Below are 20,792 nucleotides of genomic sequence, written 5' to 3'. Positions count from 1 at the left end.
CTTACTCTCCTTTGGCTGCCAGCAGGGCAATGGCGGCGTCAACCTTGACGGTCTGTTGCTCGGCCTGACCACGCAGATATTTGATAGTGATCTCCCCGTTTTGCACCTCGGTTTCACCAAGGATCAGGGCGATTGCCGCGCCGCTCTTGTCGGCACGTTTGAGTTGTTTCTTGAAGTTGCCACCACCGCAGTGGCTCATGAGGCGCAGGTCCGGCAGAGCATCACGCAGACGCTCGGCCAGCTGGAAGCCAGCCTGCTCGGTCCCCTCGCCCACCATCGCCAGATAGACATCCACCGCCGGGCGGATATCGGCGTTGAGCTCGAGGGTTTCCAGCATCAGCACCAGACGCTCCATGCCCATGGCAAAGCCCACGGCCGGGGTCGGTTGACCGCCCAGCTGCTCCACCAGACCATCGTAGCGGCCACCGGCACAGACGGTACCCTGGGCACCCAGACTGCTGGTGACCCACTCGAACACGGTCAGGTTGTAGTAGTCAAGACCACGTACCAGACGCTCGTTCACTTCGTATTTGATACCGGCAGACTCGAGCAGGCGCTTGAGCCCCTCGAAGTGGGCCAGGCTCTCTTCGCCCAGATGGTCGAACAGACGCGGGGCCCCCGCCAGAATGGCCTGTACCTTTTCATCCTTGGAGTCGAGCACCCGCAGCGGGTTGCTGTACATGCGGCGCTGGCTCTCTTCGTCCAGCTGATCCTTGTACTGCTCCAGATAGGCCACCAGCGCATCGCGGTAAGCGGCACGCTCAGCGCTCTGGCCCAGGGTGTTGAGCTGCAGGGTGACATGCTCGCTGATGCCAAACAGACGCCACAGGCGGTGGGTCAGCATGATCAGCTCGGCGTCAATGTCCGGCCCGTTGATGCCAAACAGCTCGACACCGAACTGATGGAACTGGCGGTAACGGCCCTTCTGGGGACGCTCGTGACGGAACATGGGGCCCATGTACCACATCCGGCGTTCCTGGTTATAGAGCAGACCGTGCTCGATACCGGCACGGACGCAGCTGGCGGTCCCTTCCGGACGCAGGCTCAAGCTGTCGCCGTTACGGTCTTCAAAGGTGTACATCTCTTTTTCGACCACGTCGGTCACTTCACCGATGGCGCGCTTGAACAGATGAGTCTGCTCGACAATCGGCATGCGCACTTCGCTGTAGCCATAGCTGGCAACGACCTGGCGCAGGATCTGTTCAACCTTCTGCCATACCGGGCTCTGCTCCGGCAGGCAATCATTCATACCGCGAATAGCTTGGATCTGTTTTGCCACGTTGATACTCGAGAAAAAGAGGTAAAATTTGGCCGCATTATAGGGATTTTCCCCCCCAAGGTAAAATCAGGGAATCCGGATGCGGGATTTAAAATCAGTCACCTGGAAAAAGGGCCACCCAATGTGGCCCTGTTTCGCTTACTCCTTGTCCATCGGGATCCGGTTGGCGGGATCCAGCATGGCGGCGCGGGCGCGAATGCGGCGCTCCAGAGTTGGAATGAGATCCTTGTTGTCGAGCCGATCGACCCGCAGGCCCCCTTCATAGAAGGCACTCTTGTTGGCGGCACCCGCCAGACCAAGGTCGGAGACCAGTGCTTCGCCCGGGCCATTCACCACACAGCCGATGATGGAAACATCCATCGGGGTGATGATGTCTTCGAGCCGCTCTTCCAGCGCATTGACGGTAGCGATCACATCGAACTCCTGCCGTGAGCAGGATGGGCAAGCGATAAAGTTGATGCCACGGGAGCGAATACGCAGAGATTTGAGGATATCGAAACCGACCTTTACCTCCTCCACCGGATCCGCCGCCAGCGAGATACGCAGGGTATCGCCGATGCCGTCGGTGAGCAGCATGCCCAGACCAATGGCAGACTTCACCGCGCCGGCACGGAAACCGCCCGCTTCGGTGATGCCAAGGTGCAGCGGCTGCTCGATCTGCTTGGCCAGCAGGCGATAGGCACCGACGGCCAGGAACACATCGGAGGCCTTGACACTCACCTTGAAGTCCTGAAAGTCGAGGCGATCGAGGTAGTCCACGTGACGCATGGCGGACTCTACCAGCGCTTCGGGGGTCGGCTCGCCGTACTTCTCCTGGATATCTTTCTCCAGCGACCCGCCATTGACCCCGATACGGATCGGGATATTGAGGTCGCGCGCGCAATCGACCACAGATCGCACCCGCTGCTCGTTGCCGATGTTGCCCGGGTTGATACGCAGGCAGTCGGCACCGTACTCGGCCACTTTCAGGGCGATGCGATAGTCGAAGTGGATATCGGCAACGATGGGGATGCGGGTCTGCTGTTTGATCAGCCGGAAGGCTTCCGCCGCTTCCATGGTGGGCACGGAGACACGGACGATATCGGCACCGACCCGCTCGATCCGCTGGATCTGCTCGATGGTGGCGGCGACATCTGTGGTCTTGGTGTTGGTCATGGTCTGCACGGTAATGGGGGCATCGCCCCCAACCGGTACATTACCAACCATGATCTGTCTGGATTTACGACGAATGATGGGTGATTCGTGAGAAGACATGGGAAACAGATTACTCCTGCGGCAGTGAGAAGCGGGCTGTACGACCGTTGTTGTAACGGCTCATATCAAACGACTGACCCTTGTAGTCAAGCTTGACGGCCATGGGCGCGCCAATGATGAACTTCAGGGGCTCGGCGCCTTCCAGCACCAGCTCGTCGTTGGCCTTCTTCAGACCACTGAACAGGGTCTTGCCGTTGGCATCCTTCACATCCAGCCAGCAATCGGCGGTGAAGCTCATCTTCAGTTGCGGCGCAGTCGCCGGATCAACGACAGCCTCTTCAGATTCGGTGCCATTGGCGCCGGATACCGCAGCATCGGTCGCAGTGCCGACAGCCGCGCTGACATCGGTCGGGGCAACAGCCGCAGAAGCAGGCGCCAGGGTAGCAGTCGCATCGGAGACCACCGCGGGGGCAGTCACGTCAGTGGCGGCAGGTGCGATGGCAGCGCCTTCCACCGGAGCTGTGTTGATCGCATCGGGCGGCGTGATTGCAGGTTCAGCCGGAGTCGAACTGGTCGCACTCATCTCGGTGGCTGCCAGCGCTTCATCACCGGCGGAGCGGCGTGAAGTACTCTGCCACCACCAGGCGACCGAGAGCGCAATCAGCACCAGAATAACCAGCCAGGTGACTACCTTGAGCCGACTGTCGTTGACTTGCTGGCGAGAGCGACGGGAGAAGCTCTGCATGTCGATATTGTCGGGAGGAGTCAGACCCAGCTTGTCGTAAGCGGCCAGAATGGTCTCTTCCGGGATCCCGACCAACTTGGCATAGGTACGCAGATAGCCCCGAATAAAGGTATGGGACGTATGTTTGTCGTAGGTATCCGATTCGATGGCGGCGATCAGGGTCAGACGAAGGTGAATGCGGGACGCAACCTGTTCTCGTGTCCAGCCAAGCTGTTCACGGGCATTGCGCAGCAGCTGGCCTGGACCTGCTGCCTGGGAGTCGTCTTGTTGGAAATCGTGTGGCTGTTCAATAGTCATTGGCTAAATAACGCTTGGCTTGTTGCGAAGTGGGATATTGCCTTACCAGCTCAGTCCCGAATTGGTGAAGTAATGCCGGCTTGTCCATTGCCTGTGCCAATCTGAGTCTCAACCAGAGACTCTCCTCATTCTCGTCTGACACATCGGCAAAACGGGCGAGGTAGGACTGCACATCAGGCAGCTTGCCATCTTTCATGGAAAGCTCAGCCAAGTCCAGCAATAACCTTGGATTGCCAGGATTATACCCCAAGGCCAGGAGATAGTACTCGGTTGCTTTATCATTTCTGCGATTTTGCAGGGCACAAAGTGCCGCATTTTCATAGGTATCGGCAATCTTCACATAGCCTGGTTGAATAACAGCCTGGTTGAATGCCTTGTCTGCCTCATCATAACGGCCACGATCACAGAGGAAGGCGCCATAGTTGTTCATTGCGTCAGCATTGGACGGATCCATGGTAAGGGCGTTCTTGTAATGCTCTTCAGCCGCCTTGAAATCCCCCACCCTCTGGTAGAAGTAGGCAAAACCGATCTGCACCTGAGGATTGGAGGGGTCATACTGGAGGGCGCGATCAAGATTGAACTTGGCCTGCTCGGCATTGCCCTGACGCAGGTACTGGATACCCAGGTCGAGGCGGGTTTGGGCAGCCGCCTTGAGGTCAGGACCCACTTCACGCTGGGTCGAGTTCTGGCCAGCGTAAGTGGTCTCGGTCACACAGCCTGGCAGCGCGCAGAGCGCTGCCACTACGATCAATGTACGTGTATCCATTCCCTGTCTATACAATGGCTTAGCATTTAAACCATTTTGACGGAAATCCCATCCTGTTGCATCCGATTTTTGATAGTTCGCTTGGTACGGTCAATCACGTCACCCACCAGCTGACCACAGGCGGCATCAATGTCATCACCACGGGTCTTGCGGACAATCACGGTGAAACCGTACTCCATCAGCACCTTGGAGAAGCGATCGATACGGCTATTGCTCGGCTTGCCATAAGGGTTGCCCGGGAAGGGGTTGAACGGGATCAGGTTGATCTTGCTCGGAGTATCCTTGAGCACCTTGGCCAGCTCGTGAGCATGCTGCATATCGTCATTGATATGATCGAGCAGCACATATTCGACGGTCACCCGACCACCGTTGGCATTGGATTTGGCCAGGTAACGACGGACACCGGCGAGGAACTCCTCGATGTTGTACTTGTCGTTGATCGGCATGATCTCTGAACGCAACTTGTCGTTCGGGGCGTGCAGGGAGATAGCCAGCGCCACGTCGATCTGGTCACCCAGCTTGTCCAGCGCAGGTACCACGCCAGAGGTGGAGATGGTCACCCGGCGCTTGGAGATGCCAAAGCCGTAGTCATCCATCATCAGACGCATGGCGGGCACCACGTTGGCGAGATTGAGCAGCGGCTCGCCCATCCCCATCATCACCACGTTGGTGATGGGACGCTTGCCACCGACCACGCGGGCCGCACGCCACACCTGACCGATGATCTCGGAGACTTTCAGATTGCGGTTGAAGCCTTGTTGAGCCGTGGAGCAGAACTTGCACTCCAGCGCACAGCCAACTTGAGAGGAGACGCAGAGGGTCGCGCGGTCATCTTCCGGGATGTAGACGGTCTCTACCTCCTGATCGCCCACCTGCAGAGCCCACTTGATGGTGCCATCGGCAGAGCGCTGCTCGCGGCTGATCTCGGGCGCCTTGATCTCGGCGATCGCCTTGAGGCGCTCTTTGAGCACCTTGTTGACGTTGGTCATCTGATCGAAATCATCACACCCAAAGTGATAGATCCACTTCATGACCTGATCTGCCCGGAATGGCTTCTCGCCCAGTTCGACGAAAAAGGCACGCATGGCATCCCGATCAAGATCCAGCAGGTTGATTTTTGTTTCGCTCATCAATGGCCTCAGTTCAAACACTTCATCAATTATTGGCTGACGACGTCAGGGGGCGGCATTGTACAAATAATGGGTCTGGCTTTCCACCTGGAGAATAGAGGGATATTGCGTAAACGGCGAAAACAACAAAGGGAGCCGAGGCTCCCTTGGGTCATCATCCACAAAAATCAGCCGCGCGGGCAGATCTCGTTGTCAGAGAAGAAGTAGGCAATTTCGCGGGCAGCGGATGCAGGTGCATCGGAGCCATGCACTGCGTTGCGATCGATGCTCTCGGCATAACAGGCACGCAAGGTACCAGCCAGCGCCTCTTTCGGGTTGGTAGCGCCCATGATCTCGCGATTGCGACGGATGGCGTCTTCCCCTTCCAGCACCTGCACCATGACAGGGCCAGAGGTCATGAAGCTGACCAGATTGTCATAAAAAGGCTTGCCCTGATGCTCGGCATAGAAACCGGCAGCCTGTTCACTGCTCATGTGAAGCATTTTGGATGCCACCACTTTCAAGCCTGCACTTTCGAAACGGCTATAGATGGCACCGATCAGGTTCTTGCTGACAGCATCCGGTTTGACGATAGAGAAGGTACGTTCGATGGCCATTGATATCTTTCCTTAACTACAGAGTTTTATTGTTAGAATCCATGTTCGCTGGCGATTATACGTAAACAAAAACCGGAAAAACACACAAACAAGCAACTTTTTATTAAACATCACTCCCTTGCAATCAACATCCACACTCATCTTGACCGAGCAGAGCCGGAAAATATGTGCGCTTGCGCACGATAGTTACCTTAAGCCGCCAAAACCCCATCTTTTGTTCACAATTCGAACAGCATGAAAAAGGCACCCGAAGGTGCCTTGTCTCGCCTATTTGGCTTCCGCCAGCAAGGCCCGCGCTATGGTGCGCATCCCCAGGGTATTGGCCCCCGGCGCCCAGAGGGCATCGCCGTTGTCACTGAAGCAGGCGGCCAGATCGATATGCAACCAGCCCATCCCTTCGTTGGCAACGAAACGGGAGAGGAAACCCGCCGCGTTGGAGGCGCCACCCGGCCCGCCCCCCTTCACCGGACGGCTGTTGGCCGTGTCGGCGTAATGGGAAGGGCACTGCTGGCGGTGCCAGGGCTCCAGCGGCAGCGGCCAGGCTGGCTCATGCTCGGCATCGGCATAGGTCATGGCCCGGCTTACCAGCCCTTTATCGAGGCCAAACAGGGCATTGTAGAGCCCGCGCAGCATAGCCAGCGCCAGCGCACCGGTGACAATCGCCGCACCACCCATGTCGCACTTCATGGTGAGCATCCCCTCGGAGCTCTTCATGGAGTAGCCGCCGGAGTCAAAGGTGATCCCCTTGCCCACCAGCGCTGCCGCTACCGGCGCCTTGGGGTCACGCCCCGGGTTGAAGTCGAGCTCCAGCAATACCGGTTCGCGCGCACTGCCGCGGCCCACCTGATAGAGGCCGACCCAGCCCGCCTGTTGCAGCGCTTCGCCTTTCAAAATGCGATGACTCACCTTGTCCGGCGCCAGCTCGGTAATAAAGGAGGCAGCTTCCACCGCCAGCTCCAGCGGGCCCAACTGCTCCGGGGTGGCATTGGTCATCTCGCGCACCCAGCGGCCGCAGAGCCAACGCGCTTCCAGCTCCTCTCTGTCCTCTTCCGAGGACATGGCCCACTGCAGTTGCACCTCCGCCTTGGGGGTTTGCAGCCCTTGGGCAAAAGCCCACTGCTGTTCACGCTCCCAGTGACCAGCCAGGGTCACTTTCTGGATCCCCTGCTGGCAGAGGCGACGGGCCGCCTGCTGGATATCGAGCAGCGGATTGGCCGTCACCAGATGGATCACCATGCCGTCGGCACGGTGAGAGAGCAGCGCCCCCTCCCCCCACTCGGCCGGTGCAAATTCACGACTTAACCAGACATTCATGCGGTCACCTCCTGCAGCCAGCGTGCGATGGTGCGCAGACCGTGCCCCTTGGCACCGGTCGCCCAGAGATCGTTGCCCGATTTCTGATAGGAGGCCGCCAGATCCAGGTGCACCCAACCCTTACCCTCATCACGTACGAAACGGGAAAGGAACGCAGCAGCCGTGGTGGCACCGGCCGTGCCTTCTGCCGAGGCGACGTTGCCCAGATCGGCAAAGGCCGAGGTGAGCTGGCTGGCATGCCAGGGCTCCAGCGGCAGCGCCCACGCCTGTTCATTTTCCACCTTGGCGGCGGCCAGCGCACGCTGCTGTTCGGTCTCATCGAGGGCAAACACCGCATTGTAGTCGCGCCCCAGCGCCATCTTGGCGGCGCCGGTCAGGGTGGCTGCGTCAAGGATATAAGGCGCACCGCTGTCGGAGGCCGCCATCAGGCCATCGGCCAGCACCAGACGACCTTCCGCATCGGTATTCTGGATCTCGACCGAGATGCCGTTCTTGTAGGTGAGGATGTCGCCTAGCTTGAAGGCGTGGCCGGAGACTAGGTTCTCGGCGCAGCAGAGAATGAGCTTCACCCGCTGGTTCAGACCGCGGCTGATAGCCAACGCCAGCGCGCCGGTCACCATGGCCGCGCCGCCCATATCGGACTTCATCGGCAGCATGTTGTCAGAGGACTTCATGGAGTAGCCACCGGAATCAAAAGTGATCCCCTTGCCCACCAGCGCCGCCACCACGGGTGCATTGCGATCACCGGTCGGGTTGTAGTCGAGCTCCAGCAGCACAGGCTCGCGCTCGCTGCCACGGCCAACCGACCAGATCCCGATATGGCCGGACTCGCGCAGCGCTTCACCGGCGGTGATGCGGGCAGTAACCTGATCCCCGGCCAGACCACGAATGAGCAACAGGGCCGATTCCGCCAGACTCATGGGGTAGATCTCTTCCGGACAGCCATTGGTGATGTCACGTACCCAGCGAGCCGCCTTGAGCAGCGCATCCAGTTCACGGGCTTCCGCGTCTCTCTGCTGGCCAAAATCCAGTTCACGCGATCCCTTGGCGGCGTAGAACCCCTGGGCGAACGCGTAGCGACGCTCCAGATCCCAGCCTTCACCGACCAGCGTCACCCGCTTGATCCCGCTCGATTCGAGGCGACGGGCGGCGCGCTGAACGGTGCGCAGAACATCCTTCTGCTGACCGGCGGCACCAAGATGGATCAGTGCCTCGTCGCCATTGAAACTGAGCTGGGCGCCCTCGCCCCAATAGGCGGCCGCAGCCTGGGTGGATAACACTACCTTCATCATGTCAGCCATCGTGTTTGCTTCCTTTTTACTGGCACTATGTATAAGCACTCTTTATAGGAAAGAGCTTATTGGCAAAGAGAGAATAACGAATACAAAAAAGGCCGTGCCCCCGAGGGTCACGGCCTTCCACCATATCACTGAAGCACCACAGGATGCTGCACGTGCAATTCACTCATGTGTAATTAATGGCGTTCAGAGGCAAGGTTCAGGGTGTACTTGGGCAGTTCCACCACCAGATCCTCGTCCGCCAGTTTTGCCTGGCAACTGAGACGGGATTCCGGCTCCAGCCCCCACGCCTTGTCCAGCATGTCGTCTTCCAGCTCGTCGCTTGGCTCGAGCGAGTCAAAGCCCTCGCGCACCACGCAGTGGCAGGTAGTGCAGGCACAGGATTTCTCGCAAGCGTGCTCGATTTCGATACCGTTGCGCAGCGCCACATCCAGAATGGTCTCGCCGCTTTGCCCCTCGAGGGCGGCGCCATCCGGACAGAGTACGGGATGAGGAAGAATGATCAGTTTTGGCATATTACACCTTGTTGACGTTTTGTCCGGTCAGCACCTTGCGGATGGAGGCGTCCATCCGGCGGGCTGCAAACTCGCTACTGACAGCATCGGCTGCCTCAATGGCTTCTTTGATTTGATGGGTTGCGCCGCTGTTGCGCATGGTCAGCAGATGGGCGATGGCGGCATCAATCTCGGCACGCTCGGCAGCATTGAGCAGGGCATCGCCATCGGCGGCCAGCGCCGCATTGAGACTCTCGACCACCCGGTCGGCTTCAACCTGCTGCTCGGCCAGCATGCGGGCATCCATATCCTGCTGGGCATTCTCGATGGAGGCACTCAGCATGTTGAGGATATCCTGCTCCGCCAGCCCGTAAGAGGGCTTGACCTGGATCTCGGCCTGCACGCCGGAGGATTTCTCCATGGCGCTGACCGAGAGCAGACCATCCGCATCCACCTGGAAGGTGACGCGAATATGGGCGGCGCCGGCTGCCATCGGCGGAATACCGGTCAGGGTAAAGCGGGCCAGGGAGCGGCAATCGGCCACCAACTCGCGTTCCCCCTGTACCACGTGAATGGCCATGGCGCTCTGACCATCCTTGAAGGTGGTGAACTCCTGGGCGCGGGCAACCGGGATGGTAGTGTTGCGCGGGATCACCTTCTCGGCGAGGCCACCCATGGTCTCCAGACCCAGCGACAAGGGGATAACGTCCAGCAGCAGCATCTCGGCATCGGGCTTGTTGCCCACCAGAATATCGGCCTGGATGGCTGCGCCAATGGCGACCACCTTGTCCGGATCGATGCTGGTCAGCGGCGTACGCTGGAAGAACTCGCCCACCAGTTCACGCACCAGCGGCACCCGGGTGGAGCCACCGACCATCACCACTTCCAGCACTTCCACCTGCTCGAGACCGGCATCGCGCAGGGCGCGGCGACAAGCCAGCAAGGTCCGTTTCACCAGCGGGGTGATGAGTTCATCAAACTGGCTACGGCTCACTGAACCCTGCCAGCTAGCAAAGGTGCACGCCACCTGCTCGGCATCGGTCAGGCCGTGTTTGACGGCAGCGGCCACATCCAGCAGCTCGCGCTGCAGATGGGCATCCAGCTCACCGGAGAGGCCCGCTTGCTCCTTGATCCAGTCCGCCAGCAGGTGATCAAAATCATCACCGCCGAGGGCCGAATCGCCGCCGGTCGCCATCACTTCGAACACACCGCGGTGCAGACGCAGGATAGAGATATCGAAAGTACCGCCCCCCAGATCGTAAACCGCGATCACCCCTTCCTGACCGGAGTCAAGGCCATAGGCAATCGCGGCCGCGGTCGGCTCGTTGAGCAAACGCAGCACGTGCAGACCGGCCAGACGGGCCGCATCCTTGGTGCCCTGACGCTGGGCATCATCGAAATAGGCGGGCACGGTAATGACCACGCCATCGAGATCGCCCCCGAGTGTCTGGGCGCCACGCTCGGCCAGCTTTTTGAGAATTTCGGCCGAGACCTGTACCGGATTGACCAGCCCCTGACGGGTTTGCAGTTGCGGCATGCCATTGTCGGCAGCGATGAACTGGTAGGGCTGCTGGCGGGTATCGATATCGGCCAGCGCCTTGCCCATCATCCGTTTGACCGAGACGATGGTGTTGTGAGGATCGAGCGCCGCTTCGCGCTTGGCATCAATCCCCACTCGAATGGCCTCGCTTTGATAGTGCACCACTGACGGGAGCAGGTCGCGCCCTTGCTCATCGCAAAGGGTATCAGCGTGACCACTGCGAACCGCAGCGACGAGAGAGTTGGTGGTGCCGAGATCGATGCCGACGGCACGTTTGTGCTGATGAGGAACAGCGCTCTGGCCGGGTTCGGCGATTTGCAGTAATGCCATGGGTAATGAAACTTCCAGCGTTAAAGGATCAAGACTCGAGAAGCGAGTCTTCGAATCGTTCCAGCTCTTCAAGGAGCTTGTCGACAAACTTGAGTTTGCGAACGCAATCAGCGGCAACGAGATCTCTGCCGGCGGCAAGAGACTCGGTCAGCTGCTGCATCAACATCTGGTGATCATGCCTGATCTCGCAGCGAAAATCCTTGATGGTGCGCTCAGGGTCGGCGTCATCTTTCAGATCGGCCAGACGCTCGCGCCACTCCAGCTGCTGCATCAGAAACGCGGTATCTTGCAGAGTCTGCTGTTCACCACGGATATCGGTGCCACGCAGGGAGAGCAGATATTCGGCACGGCGCAGCGGCGCCTTGAGGGTGGTGAATGCTTCGTTGATCTGGGCGGCACGTTGCACCGCAGCCAGCTGCTCCCGTTCGGGGGCGGTGGCAAAACGATCAGGATGGAATTGGGTTTGCAGCTGGCGGTAGGTATCAGCCAACTGACGGGTATCGAGCTCGAAGCCTTCAACCAGCCCAAACAGCTCGAAATGATTCATGCAAACCTCTTGGAAACGTTCGCCACAACCTCACTCGCCCCTGGCAAATGAGATGTGGTTGAACGGGTCATGGGCAACCCGCTCAACCACAGACGAAGGATCATTGACGTCAAACAGCTCAGACACTGAAGCTTTCGCCGCAACTACACTCGCCTTTGGCGCATGAGAAGGTATTGTTGAACTACGCATATCTGACCCGTTCAACAACAGACGAAAGATCATTCACGTCAAACATCTCAGACACTGAAGCTTTCGCCACAACCACACTCGCCTTTGGCATTGGGATTGTTGAACTGGAAGCCCTCGTTGAGGCCCTCCTTGACGAAATCCAGCTCGGTGCCATCCAGATGGATCAGGCTCTTGGCATCGACAATAATCTTGACGCCCTGCTGCTCGAACACCTGATCCTCATCGGTCAGTTCGTCAACGAACTCAAGCACGTAGGCCAGACCGGAGCAGCCGGTGGTTTTGACGCCGAGGCGCAGGCCAATGCCCTTGCCCCGGTTAGCCAGAAAAGAGGAAACCCGTGCCGCGGCGGCATCTGTCATGGTAATAGCCATACTGCTCTCCGGCGCTTAGAGACCTTTCTTCTGCTTGTAATCGGCGATGGCGGCCTTGATGGCGTCCTCGGCCAGAATGGAGCAGTGGATCTTCACCGGTGGCAGGGCCAGCTCTTCGGCGATATCGGTGTTCTTGATGCCAGCCGCTTCATCCAGGGTCTTGCCCTTGACCCATTCGGTCACCAAGGAGCTGGAGGCGATGGCAGAACCGCAGCCGTAGGTCTTGAACTTGGCATCTTCGATGATGCCTTCGTCGCTGATCTTCAGTTGCAGCTTCATCACGTCGCCACAGGCGGGTGCACCGACCATGCCGGTTGCAACGCTGGGATCATTCTTGTCAAAACCACCGACGTTGCGAGGATTCTCGTAGTGGTCGATTACTTTTTCACTGTAAGCCATATCTCACTCCTGCTAATTCTGTTGCTCACTGACCAGATAGATCAGTGATGAGCCCATTCGACCGTGTTCAGATCGACGCCGTCTTTGTACATCTCCCACAGGGGGGACATCTCGCGCAGACGACCGATGGAGTCACGAATAAGCTTGACCGCGTAGTCAATCTCTTCCTCGGTGGTGAAGCGACCCATGCTGAAACGGATGGAGCTGTGTGCCAGCTCGTCGTTCAGACCCAGTGCGCGCAGCACATAGGAAGGTTCCAGGCTGGCGGAGGTACAGGCCGAACCGGAAGAGACCGCCAAATCTTTCAGCGCCATGATGAGGGATTCCCCTTCCACATAGGCAAAGCTGACGTTGAGGTTACCCGGAACACGTTGCTCCAGATCGCCATTGATGTAGACGGCTTCAATATCCTTGATGCCATTCCACAGACGCTGGCGCAGAGCCAAGATGCGCTCGCCTTCACTCACCATCTCTTCTTTGGCGATGCGGAAAGCTTCGCCCATCCCGACGATCTGGTGGGTCGGCAGAGTACCGGAACGCATGCCGCGCTCATGGCCGCCACCGTGCATCTGGGCTTCCAGACGAACGCGGGGTTTACGGCGAACAAACAGTGCACCGATCCCTTTCGGACCATACACCTTGTGCGCAGAGACGGAGAGCAGGTCCACTTTCAGTGCTTCCACATCTACCGGGATCTTGCCCACACTCTGAACGGCATCCACGTGCAGCAGGATCTTGCGGGAACGGCACAACTCGCCGATGGCAGCAATGTTCTGAACCACGCCGATTTCGTTGTTCACATGCATGATGCTGACCAGGATGGTGTCATCACGCATGGCATTCTCGATCATCTCGATAGTGAACAGGCCGTTGGGCATCGGCTCAAGATAGGTCACCTCGAACCCTTCACGCTCCAGCTGGCGACAGGTATCGAGCACCGCCTTGTGTTCGGTCTTGGAGGTGATGATGTGCTTGCCCTTGCTGGCATAGAAGTGGGCAACACCCTTGATGGCCAGGTTATTGGATTCGGTCGCACCGGAAGTGAAGACGATCTCGCGGGGATCGGCACCGATCAGATCTGCCACTTGATTACGGGCCAGATCCACCGCCTCTTCGGCTTGCCAGCCAAAGCGGTGAGAACGGGAAGCCGGATTGCCGAACAGGCCATCCATGGTGAGACACTGCATCATTTTTTCTGCGACACGCGGGTCCACCGGACAGGTTGCCGAATAATCAAGGTAAATAGGCAGTTTCATGTTTTTCTCCGTCACAGTCCGGGTCATACAGAGTCCCGCTGTGGAAAGCACGTTTATAGTTGGACTTTCAAGCTCACATCGCCGTGTTCTGCCCGATCAACCAGGGACAACACGGTCTTCATTTGTTCATCTTGCTTGCCGGCAATGCGGCGCACATCGGCCTGGCGTACCAGCTCGGCCAGCGTGATATCCCCGAGGAAACTGGAGATCCGCTCACTCAGATCACGCCACAGGGAGTGCGTCAGACACTGGGTACCGCCGTGGCAGCCGCCCTTGCCGAGACACTTGGTGGCATCGACCGACTCATCGACCGCGGTGATCACCTGACCAACCGAAATCTCGCCTGGGGCCAACCCGAGGCGATAACCACCACCCGGGCCACGCACGCTGCTCACCAGACCATGTTTGCGCAGGCGGGCAAAGAGCTGCTCGAGATAGGACAACGAGATGCCCTGGCGCTCGGAAATATCGGCAAGGGGGACGGGCCCCTGCTCTGCATGCAGCGCCACGTCGAGCATGGCGGTTACAGCGTAACGTCCTTTTGAAGTCAGTCTCATGTGCCTTACCGTCTTGCGAAGCAATTTAATGGGGCACATGGTCACATACCCGACCAAATCAGTCAAGTATATGGTTGAGTAAATCAGTCGGATTAATCCGGTACGCGCGCTTTCTGCACCGAGGTCAGAATACCGCGCAGAATGTTGAGCTCCGCCGCTTCCGGCCGAGCCCGATTGAACAGGCGACGCAGCTTGCTCATTACATGACCCGGATGGTCATCGGCAATAAAACCGGTCTTCATCAGGGTTTGTTCCAGGTGCTGATAGAACCCTTCCAGCTGGGCGGCACTCGGATAGGCCATCTCATCTTCAGGCTCGGCGGCCTGCCCCTGCAGCCAGCGCATCCGCACTTCGTAACAGAGGGTCTGCACCGCCATGGCCAGATTGAGAGAGCTGTAATCAGGATTGGCCGGAATGGCCACGTGGTAGTGGCACTTTTGCAATTCGTCGTTGGTGAGACCGGTGCGTTCACGGCCAAACACCAGCGCGACCGGGTGCTGCATCCCCTCAACCACCGACTTTTCGCCGGCCTCACGGGGATCGAGCATGGGCCAGCTCAGGGTTCGAGAACGGGCGCTGGTGCCAATCACCAGACCACAATCGGCGATCGCGTCATCCAGAGTCGGGACGATACGGGCATTGGCAAGCACATCGCTGGCACCAGCCGCCAGGGCGAAGGCATTGTCATCCGGCAAGGCTTGCGGATCAACCAATACCAGCTGGGCCAACCCCATGGTCTTCATGGCGCGTGCCGCAGACCCCATGTTGCCGGTATGAGAGGTGTTTACCAAAACGATACGAATCTGATCCAACATGCCCAGTCATTCTTCAGTCAAAAATGGCGCGCAATTGTAACATAAGAGAACACCATGTTGGCACCGTAAAAGCCGAGCCATTTCAGAACAAAACCACCTGTTTGTATAACAAACCAGCATGAGGGAAGCGAGAGGGGGGGACTAAACTTGATGGATATCCGATAAACGGCACAGGAGACACAACGCCATGCTTCCTCCCTTTATCTATGAGAGATTGCCCAGCCTCTACCTGCTGGCAGCCATTGCCATTATTACGTTGAGTGAACAGCCCCTGCTCTGGTTTGCTGGCGCCTTGCTGTTTATCGCCGGAGCGGTGACCTGGATGATGCGCTCCAGCTACCGACGTACCGATCTGATTATCTTTCCGAGCAAACGCTGGCTACAGCCGGAGTGGCTGTATGAAGCGCAACCCTTTATCTGGCTGGCTGCGGGGCTGGCCATGTCACAGCTGCCCGCCCCTGCGGCACTCATCGCCTTGGTGCCCTGTCTGTGGGCCTGTCGTTGCCTCTGGGCACGGCACCATTATCGTCGCCATGCCCATGGGGTGATTGTCCACTTAAGACGGGATCCCGCCCGGCGCCGTCCGCACCGGAGCCTGCGCTGACTCGGTACGGGCGCGTTCGATAAACGTCGCCAGATCCATCAGGGGATACTTCATCAGGCTTGGCAAGCCATCGAGATCCAGACTGTCCATCAAGTTTTTCACCTCAAGACCCAGTTCGGTATCCCCTTCTATCTTCAGCTTGCGCTGGAAAAAAAGCGAATCCGGATCCTCTTTGCGACCAGCGATGAGGATCAGGTCGTTGGCGGTACCGCTGAAGCAGACATCGGCCTTGTCACACTCGCGAGCTACCACCAGCTGGCCATTCTGCTCACTGATAAACCAGCACAGCTCCAGATCAGAGACTTCGACTTTCAGCCACTTGTCTGCCAGAAACTCGAAATCGCCATCTTCGATAGCCTCTTTGAATACCCGGGCCAGCAAACTCTCCATCAGCTGCTTTTGCAGATTGAAGGGAACCAGCTTGAGGGGATGGCGCAAGAAGCGCGGAGCCTGTTCGACCAGGCGGCGTTGCAGTTGTTGAAACACGATAGACTCCCTTTTTTTGCGCATTCAAACACAGGGAGAGTGGCAAGATCCTGTTGGAAATCAAACTTGTGCAGGGTTACCTCAAGAAGGGTAAAGCCACATAAAGCTGCCTCAGGTCAAAAAGCGGGAGTGCATGGCTGCATACAATCAGGGCTCGTTTGCCCTTCATATGCACTCTCGGAGCGTACCAATGGAATTACTCTGTCCGGCAGGCAGTTTGCCGGCACTGAAAACCGCCGTGGATAACGGGGCCGATGCCGTTTATATCGGTTTCAAGGATGACACCAATGCACGCCACTTTGCCGGTCTCAACTTTACCGACAGCAAACTGGAGAAGGCGGTAGATTATGTGCATCAACATGGTCGCAAGCTGCATATTGCCATCAATACCTTTGCCCATCCCGGGGCCGATACTCGATGGAAACAGGCGGTTGATCGCGGGGTGGCCCTCGGCGCCGATGCGTTAATCATCGCCGATCTCGCCGTGCTGGAATATGCCAGCCGCCACTACCCCAAGATGGAACTCCATGTCTCGGTGCAGGCCAGCGCCACCAATGCCGCCGCCATTCGCTTCTATCAGCAGCAATTCAATGTCACACGGGTGGTGCTGCCCCGGGTGCTCTCCATGCATCAGGTCAAGCAGCTGGCCCGCGAGACCGATGTTGGCCTTGAGGTATTCGCCTTTGGCAGCCTCTGCATCATGGCCGAGGGGCGCTGCTATCTCTCTTCCTACATGACTGGCGAGAGCCCCAACACCGTCGGCGCCTGCTCACCGGCCAAGTTCGTCCGTTGGGAAGAGACCCCGAATGGCCTCGAGTCGCGACTCAACGAAGTGCTGATCGACCGCTATGGCCCGGGCGAAAATGCTGGTTACCCGACCCTGTGCAAGGGGCGTTTCGACGTGGATGGCCAGACCTACCACGCGCTGGAAGAGCCCACCAGTCTCAACACTCTGGGTCTCTTGCCCGAGCTGTTCAAGACCGGGATCCAGTCGGTCAAGATTGAAGGGCGCCAACGCAGCCCTGCTTATGTGGAGCAAGTGACCCGGGTCTGGCGTGCGGCCATCGATGCCTATCAGGCCAATCCCGAAGCCTATCAGGTCAAAGCCGAGTGGGATGCCCAGCTCGCACGCGTCTCCGAAGGTAGCCAGACTACCCTCGGCGCCTACCATCGTCAGTGGCAATAAGGAGTCCACCCATGCAATTTTCTCTCGGGCCCCTGCTCTTCTACTGGCCCAAGGCCGATACCGAAGCCTTTTACCATGCCGCCGCCGACAGTCAGGCCGACATCATCTATCTTGGGGAGACCGTTTGCAGCAAGCGGCGCGAACTCAAAGTCGATGACTGGATTGCACTGGCCCGTCAGGTGGCCAACTCCGGCAAGCAGGTGGTGCTCTCGACCCTCGCCCTTATCTCCGCCCCTTCCGAGCTCAAGGAGGTGAAGCGGCTGGTCGACAATGGCGATCTTATGGTCGAAGCCAACGATCTCGGTACGGTGCAACTCGCCAGGGAGGCAGGGATCCCCTTCGTCTGTGGTCCCGCCATCAACGCCTATAACGCCGATGTGCTGCGCATGTTGCTCAAACAGGGGATGAAACGCTGGGTCATGCCGGTGGAGCTCTCCCGTGACTGGCTGATCCAGCTCAATCAGGATCTGGGTCCCCTGCGCGACCAATTTGAGGTGGAGGTGTTTGCCTACGGCCATCTGCCGCTCGCCTATTCGGCGCGCTGCTTCACCGCCCGCTCCCTCGACAAGCCCAAGGACAACTGCGAGCTCGCCTGCATCAACTACCCCACCGGACGACTGGCCAACAGCCGCGAGGGGGAGCGGGTGTTCAATCTCAACGGGATCCAGACCCAGTCCGGCTACTGCTACAACCTGGGTAACGAGCTGGCTGGTATGGAAGGTCTGGTAGATGTGGTCAGGCTTTCGCCGCAAGGGATGGAGACGCTGGAGATGCTGGCCCGCTTCAAAGCCAACCGGCAGGGCCAGGCTCCCCTCTCCTTGCAGCAAGGAAGCGATTGCAACGGCTACTGGCGCCAGATCCCCGGTATGAGCCTGGTGGAATAAGCCCAAGGGCAAAACATAAGATAATAGCGATCAAAAGGGGGCCATTAGGCCCCCCTTTCTAATCACTCATGTCGATAGTGACTTACTTGGCGCCATGCTGCTCCGCCAGATAGAGCCAGGTATCGACCACTGTATCGGGGTTGAGCGACACCGAGTCAATCCCCTGCTCCACCAGCCAGGCGGCAAAGTCAGGGTGATCGGATGGCCCCTGACCGCAGATCCCCACGTACTTGCCCGCCTTGCGCGCGGCCTGAATCGCCATCGACAGCAGTGCCTTGACCGCCTCGTTGCGCTCGTCGAACAGGTGGGCAATCAGCCCCGAGTCCCGATCCAGCCCAAGGGTGAGCTGGGTCATGTCATTGGAGCCGATGGAGAAGCCATCCACGTGCTCGAGGAACTTGTTTGCCAAGAGGGCATTGCTCGGGATCTCGCACATCATGATCACCTTGAGCCCCCGCTCGCCGCGGCGCAGACCGTTCTCGGCCAGGATGTCGATCACCTGCTCCGCCTCGCCCACGGTGCGCACGAAGGGGATCATCACCTCGACGTTGGTCAACCCCATCACATCGCGCACCCGCTTGATCGCCTCGCACTCGAGGGCAAAGCAGGGGCGGAAGCTATCGGCGATGTAGCGGGATGCGCCACGAAAACCGATCATCGGGTTCTCCTCGTGGGGCTCGTAGCCACGACCGCCCACCAGATTGGCGTACTCGTTGGACTTGAAGTCCGACATCCGCACGATCACCCGCTCCGGCCAGAACGCAGCGCCCAGAGTGGCGATCCCCTCGGTCAACTTGGCCACGTAGAACTCACGCGGGCTGTCGTAACCGGCGATCATCTTGCCGATGGTGGCCTTGAGCTCTGGGGTTTGCTGGTCAAACTCCAGCAGTGCCTTGGGGTGCACCCCGATCATCCGGTTGATGATGAATTCAAGGCGTGCCAGCCCCACCCCGGCGTTGGGCAACTGGGCAAAGTCGAAAGCGCGGTCCGGGTTGCCGACGTTCATCATGATCTTGATGGGCAGGCGCGGCATATTGCCCACCTCGGTCACCGCCACATCGAAGTCCAGCTCGCCGTCATAGATAAAACCGGTATCCCCTTCCGCGCAGGAGACGGTGATAAGCTGGCCAGCCTCGATGCTATCGGTGGCATTGCCACAGCCTACTACCGCCGGAATGCCCAGCTCGCGGGCGATGATGGCGGCGTGACAGGTACGGCCGCCCCGGTTGGTGACGATGGCGGAGGCCCGCTTCATGATGGGCTCCCAGTCCGGGTCGGTCATGTCGGTGACCAGCACGTCGCCGGGCTGTACTTCGTCCATCTGACTGATGGAGGAGATGACCCGCGCCGGGCCCGCGCCAATCTTGTGACCGATGGCCCGCCCCTCGATCAGCACCTTGCCCGCTTGCTTGAGGGCAAAACGCTCGAGGGTGTTGGCCTCCTGGCGGCTGCGCACGGTTTCCGGGCGTGCCTGCACGATGTAGAGCTGGCCATCCTGCCCATCCTTGGCCCACTCGATGTCCATCGGGCGGCCATAGTGCTGCTCGATGATAAGGGCCTGTTTCGCCAGCGCCATCACCTCCTCATCGCTGATGCAGAAGCGGCTGCGCTCGGCCTCATTGGTGTCGACAATCTTCACCTGACGGCCGTGACCGGCATCGTCAGAGTAGGTCATCTTGATAAGCTTGGAGCCGAGGGTCTTGCGCACCACCGCCGGGCGGCCCCCCTTGAGAGTCGGCTTGTGCACATAGAATTCATCCGGGTTGACCGCCCCCTGCACCACCATCTCGCCAAGACCATGGGCGCCGGTGATAAAGACCACGTCGTTGAAGCCGGACTCGGTATCCAGAGTAAACATGACGCCGGAGGCGGCGAGATCCGAGCGCACCATCCGCTGCACCCCTGCCGAGAGGGCAACACCCTTGTGGTCGTAGCCCTGATGCACCCGATAGGAGATGGCGCGATCGTTGAACAGGGAAGCAAACACATGCTTGACCGCCGTCATGACGGCATCGATGCCACGTACGTTGAGGAAGGTCTCCTGCTGACCGGCAAAGGAGGCGTCCGGCATATCCTCGGCGGTGGCGGAGGAGCGCACCGCAAACGAGGCCTCGACACCGGCACTCAACTTTTCATAGGCAACCCGGATAGCCTGCTCCAGCTCGGGCTGGAACGGGGCTTCGATCACCCAATCGCGGATCTGCTGACCGGCCCGGTTGAGGGCGGCGATATCGTCCACGTCGAGATTGTCGAGCAGATGGTGGATCTTGCCGTTGAGGCCGCTTGACTCCAGAAACTCGTTAAACGCAAAGGCGGTGGTGGCAAAGCCCCCCGGCACGGATACACCGGCGCCAGAGAGGTTGCTGATCATCTCGCCAAGGGATGCGTTCTTGCCGCCAACTCGTTCTACGTCCTGCATTCCGAGTTGTTCGTACCAGAGCACGTACTGTTGCACTTGGATGTCTCCAGGTTGGTGGGCACCGGTGCCATAGCACCTCGTGCGCCCGATTTAATC

General features: G+C 58.9%; 21 protein-coding genes. 3 read left to right on the top strand and 18 right to left on the bottom strand.

Going from position 1 to position 20,792, the window contains the following annotated elements:
• Nucleotide 1: 1 nt before the first annotated feature.
• From hisS to trmJ, 16 genes are all read right to left on the bottom strand, one after another.
• A complete protein-coding gene (hisS, locus tag G5287_RS13860) occupies nt 2–1,279 on the bottom strand; it encodes a histidine--tRNA ligase (protein ID WP_005344864.1) in 1,278 nt (425 codons plus the stop codon).
• 138 nt (nt 1,280–1,417) lie between these two features.
• The gene (gene ispG / locus G5287_RS13855) at nt 1,418–2,533 is read right to left on the bottom strand and encodes a flavodoxin-dependent (E)-4-hydroxy-3-methylbut-2-enyl-diphosphate synthase (protein ID WP_227340754.1); all 1,116 of its coding nucleotides are present in this window, start codon (nt 2,531–2,533) and stop codon (nt 1,418–1,420) included.
• A gap of 10 nt (nt 2,534–2,543) precedes the next feature.
• The gene (gene rodZ, locus G5287_RS13850) at nt 2,544–3,515 is read right to left on the bottom strand and encodes a cytoskeleton protein RodZ (protein ID WP_421172219.1); all 972 of its coding nucleotides are present in this window, start codon (nt 3,513–3,515) and stop codon (nt 2,544–2,546) included.
• Nucleotides 3,505–4,296: a PilW family type IVa pilus biogenesis/stability lipoprotein TapF gene (gene tapF, locus G5287_RS13845; protein ID WP_421172220.1), complete on the bottom strand. Its 792-nt coding sequence runs from the start codon at nt 4,294–4,296 to the stop codon at nt 3,505–3,507. The genes rodZ and tapF overlap by 11 nt, the downstream gene beginning before the upstream one ends.
• Nucleotides 4,297–4,307: 11 nt before the next feature.
• A complete protein-coding gene (locus G5287_RS13840) occupies nt 4,308–5,411 on the bottom strand; it encodes a bifunctional tRNA (adenosine(37)-C2)-methyltransferase TrmG/ribosomal RNA large subunit methyltransferase RlmN (protein ID WP_005344856.1) in 1,104 nt (367 codons plus the stop codon).
• A gap of 167 nt (nt 5,412–5,578) precedes the next feature.
• The gene (gene ndk, locus G5287_RS13835; protein ID WP_005333805.1) at nt 5,579–6,007 is read right to left on the bottom strand and encodes a nucleoside-diphosphate kinase; all 429 of its coding nucleotides are present in this window, start codon (nt 6,005–6,007) and stop codon (nt 5,579–5,581) included.
• 267 nt (nt 6,008–6,274) lie between these two features.
• Nucleotides 6,275–7,321, bottom strand: a complete 1,047-nt coding sequence (locus tag G5287_RS13830; RefSeq protein WP_421231449.1) for an aminopeptidase PepB — start codon at nt 7,319–7,321, stop codon at nt 6,275–6,277.
• Complete coding sequence (pepB, locus tag G5287_RS13825) at nt 7,318–8,622, bottom strand: aminopeptidase PepB (protein WP_421231448.1); 1,305 nt, start codon at nt 8,620–8,622, stop codon at nt 7,318–7,320. The genes G5287_RS13830 and pepB overlap by 4 nt, the downstream gene beginning before the upstream one ends.
• A gap of 173 nt (nt 8,623–8,795) precedes the next feature.
• Complete coding sequence (gene fdx / locus G5287_RS13820; protein WP_005333808.1) at nt 8,796–9,134, bottom strand: ISC system 2Fe-2S type ferredoxin; 339 nt, start codon at nt 9,132–9,134, stop codon at nt 8,796–8,798.
• A 1-nt stretch (nt 9,135) separates the two neighbouring features.
• The gene (gene hscA / locus G5287_RS13815; protein ID WP_421231447.1) at nt 9,136–10,983 is read right to left on the bottom strand and encodes a Fe-S protein assembly chaperone HscA; all 1,848 of its coding nucleotides are present in this window, start codon (nt 10,981–10,983) and stop codon (nt 9,136–9,138) included.
• A gap of 28 nt (nt 10,984–11,011) precedes the next feature.
• Complete coding sequence (gene hscB, locus G5287_RS13810) at nt 11,012–11,530, bottom strand: co-chaperone HscB (protein WP_206877820.1); 519 nt, start codon at nt 11,528–11,530, stop codon at nt 11,012–11,014.
• Between the two features lie 236 nt (nt 11,531–11,766).
• Entirely contained in the window at nt 11,767–12,090 is a 324-nt protein-coding gene (iscA, locus tag G5287_RS13805) for an iron-sulfur cluster assembly protein IscA (protein ID WP_005333812.1), read from the bottom strand.
• A gap of 15 nt (nt 12,091–12,105) precedes the next feature.
• On the bottom strand, nt 12,106–12,489 hold the full coding sequence (gene iscU / locus G5287_RS13800; RefSeq protein WP_005333813.1) for a Fe-S cluster assembly scaffold IscU: 384 nt from the start codon (nt 12,487–12,489) through the stop codon (nt 12,106–12,108).
• Between the two features lie 41 nt (nt 12,490–12,530).
• Nucleotides 12,531–13,745, bottom strand: coding sequence for an IscS subfamily cysteine desulfurase (locus G5287_RS13795; protein ID WP_013723838.1), 1,215 nt, complete (start codon nt 13,743–13,745; stop codon nt 12,531–12,533).
• Between the two features lie 53 nt (nt 13,746–13,798).
• Nucleotides 13,799–14,302, bottom strand: a complete 504-nt coding sequence (gene iscR, locus G5287_RS13790; protein ID WP_026035025.1) for a Fe-S cluster assembly transcriptional regulator IscR — start codon at nt 14,300–14,302, stop codon at nt 13,799–13,801.
• Between the two features lie 92 nt (nt 14,303–14,394).
• Nucleotides 14,395–15,117: a tRNA (cytosine(32)/uridine(32)-2'-O)-methyltransferase TrmJ gene (gene trmJ, locus G5287_RS13785; RefSeq protein ID WP_216978557.1), complete on the bottom strand. Its 723-nt coding sequence runs from the start codon at nt 15,115–15,117 to the stop codon at nt 14,395–14,397.
• A gap of 187 nt (nt 15,118–15,304) precedes the next feature.
• Between trmJ and G5287_RS13780 the strand changes: the two genes are divergently transcribed.
• Nucleotides 15,305–15,721, top strand: a complete 417-nt coding sequence (locus tag G5287_RS13780) for a hypothetical protein (RefSeq protein ID WP_167569481.1) — start codon at nt 15,305–15,307, stop codon at nt 15,719–15,721.
• Here the strand turns inward: G5287_RS13780 and ubiT are convergent.
• Nucleotides 15,674–16,207, bottom strand: a complete 534-nt coding sequence (gene ubiT, locus G5287_RS13775) for a ubiquinone anaerobic biosynthesis accessory factor UbiT (RefSeq protein WP_076491774.1) — start codon at nt 16,205–16,207, stop codon at nt 15,674–15,676. The genes G5287_RS13780 and ubiT overlap by 48 nt on opposite strands.
• 190 nt (nt 16,208–16,397) lie before the next feature.
• Here ubiT and ubiU point away from each other — a divergent pair, with 190 nt between their 5' ends.
• Nucleotides 16,398–17,393: a ubiquinone anaerobic biosynthesis protein UbiU gene (gene ubiU / locus G5287_RS13770; protein ID WP_216978556.1), complete on the top strand. Its 996-nt coding sequence runs from the start codon at nt 16,398–16,400 to the stop codon at nt 17,391–17,393.
• A gap of 11 nt (nt 17,394–17,404) precedes the next feature.
• Nucleotides 17,405–18,277, top strand: a complete 873-nt coding sequence (locus tag G5287_RS13765; RefSeq protein ID WP_216978555.1) for a U32 family peptidase — start codon at nt 17,405–17,407, stop codon at nt 18,275–18,277.
• An 82-nt stretch (nt 18,278–18,359) separates the two neighbouring features.
• Here the strand turns inward: G5287_RS13765 and ppsA are convergent, their stop codons facing one another.
• Nucleotides 18,360–20,732, bottom strand: a complete 2,373-nt coding sequence (ppsA, locus tag G5287_RS13760) for a phosphoenolpyruvate synthase (protein ID WP_227340759.1) — start codon at nt 20,730–20,732, stop codon at nt 18,360–18,362.
• Nucleotides 20,733–20,792 lie beyond the last annotated feature (60 nt).

The organism is Aeromonas sp. 603079 (genome assembly GCF_049172135.1).
Taxonomy (GTDB): domain Bacteria; phylum Pseudomonadota; class Gammaproteobacteria; order Enterobacterales; family Aeromonadaceae; genus Aeromonas; species Aeromonas veronii.
Note: the sequence above shows the minus strand (reverse complement) of the source record. Positions and strands in the feature narration are given on the sequence as shown.

Bases quoted from the DNA above. Each gene is read 5' to 3' on its own strand.
- ndk (WP_005333805.1), bottom strand. From the start codon at position 6,007: ATGGCCATCGAACGTACCTTCTCTATCGTCAAACCGGATGCTGTCAGC.
- G5287_RS13830 (WP_421231449.1), bottom strand. From the start codon at position 7,321: ATGAATGTCTGGTTAAGTCGTGAATTTGCACCGGCCGAGTGGGGGGAG.
- G5287_RS13795 (WP_013723838.1), bottom strand. From the start codon at position 13,745: ATGAAACTGCCTATTTACCTTGATTATTCGGCAACCTGTCCGGTGGAC.
- hscA (WP_421231447.1), bottom strand. From the start codon at position 10,983: ATGGCATTACTGCAAATCGCCGAACCCGGCCAGAGCGCTGTTCCTCAT.
- ubiU (WP_216978556.1), top strand. From the start codon at position 16,398: ATGGAATTACTCTGTCCGGCAGGCAGTTTGCCGGCACTGAAAACCGCC.
- iscU (WP_005333813.1), bottom strand. From the start codon at position 12,489: ATGGCTTACAGTGAAAAAGTAATCGACCACTACGAGAATCCTCGCAAC.
- hscB (WP_206877820.1), bottom strand. From the start codon at position 11,530: ATGAATCATTTCGAGCTGTTTGGGCTGGTTGAAGGCTTCGAGCTCGAT.
- ispG (WP_227340754.1), bottom strand. From the start codon at position 2,533: ATGTCTTCTCACGAATCACCCATCATTCGTCGTAAATCCAGACAGATC.
- G5287_RS13780 (WP_167569481.1), top strand. From the start codon at position 15,305: ATGCTTCCTCCCTTTATCTATGAGAGATTGCCCAGCCTCTACCTGCTG.
- fdx (WP_005333808.1), bottom strand. From the start codon at position 9,134: ATGCCAAAACTGATCATTCTTCCTCATCCCGTACTCTGTCCGGATGGC.
- trmJ (WP_216978557.1), bottom strand. From the start codon at position 15,117: ATGTTGGATCAGATTCGTATCGTTTTGGTAAACACCTCTCATACCGGC.
- iscR (WP_026035025.1), bottom strand. From the start codon at position 14,302: ATGAGACTGACTTCAAAAGGACGTTACGCTGTAACCGCCATGCTCGAC.
- G5287_RS13840 (WP_005344856.1), bottom strand. From the start codon at position 5,411: ATGAGCGAAACAAAAATCAACCTGCTGGATCTTGATCGGGATGCCATG.
- rodZ (WP_421172219.1), bottom strand. From the start codon at position 3,515: ATGACTATTGAACAGCCACACGATTTCCAACAAGACGACTCCCAGGCA.
- G5287_RS13765 (WP_216978555.1), top strand. From the start codon at position 17,405: ATGCAATTTTCTCTCGGGCCCCTGCTCTTCTACTGGCCCAAGGCCGAT.
- iscA (WP_005333812.1), bottom strand. From the start codon at position 12,090: ATGGCTATTACCATGACAGATGCCGCCGCGGCACGGGTTTCCTCTTTT.
- pepB (WP_421231448.1), bottom strand. From the start codon at position 8,622: ATGGCTGACATGATGAAGGTAGTGTTATCCACCCAGGCTGCGGCCGCC.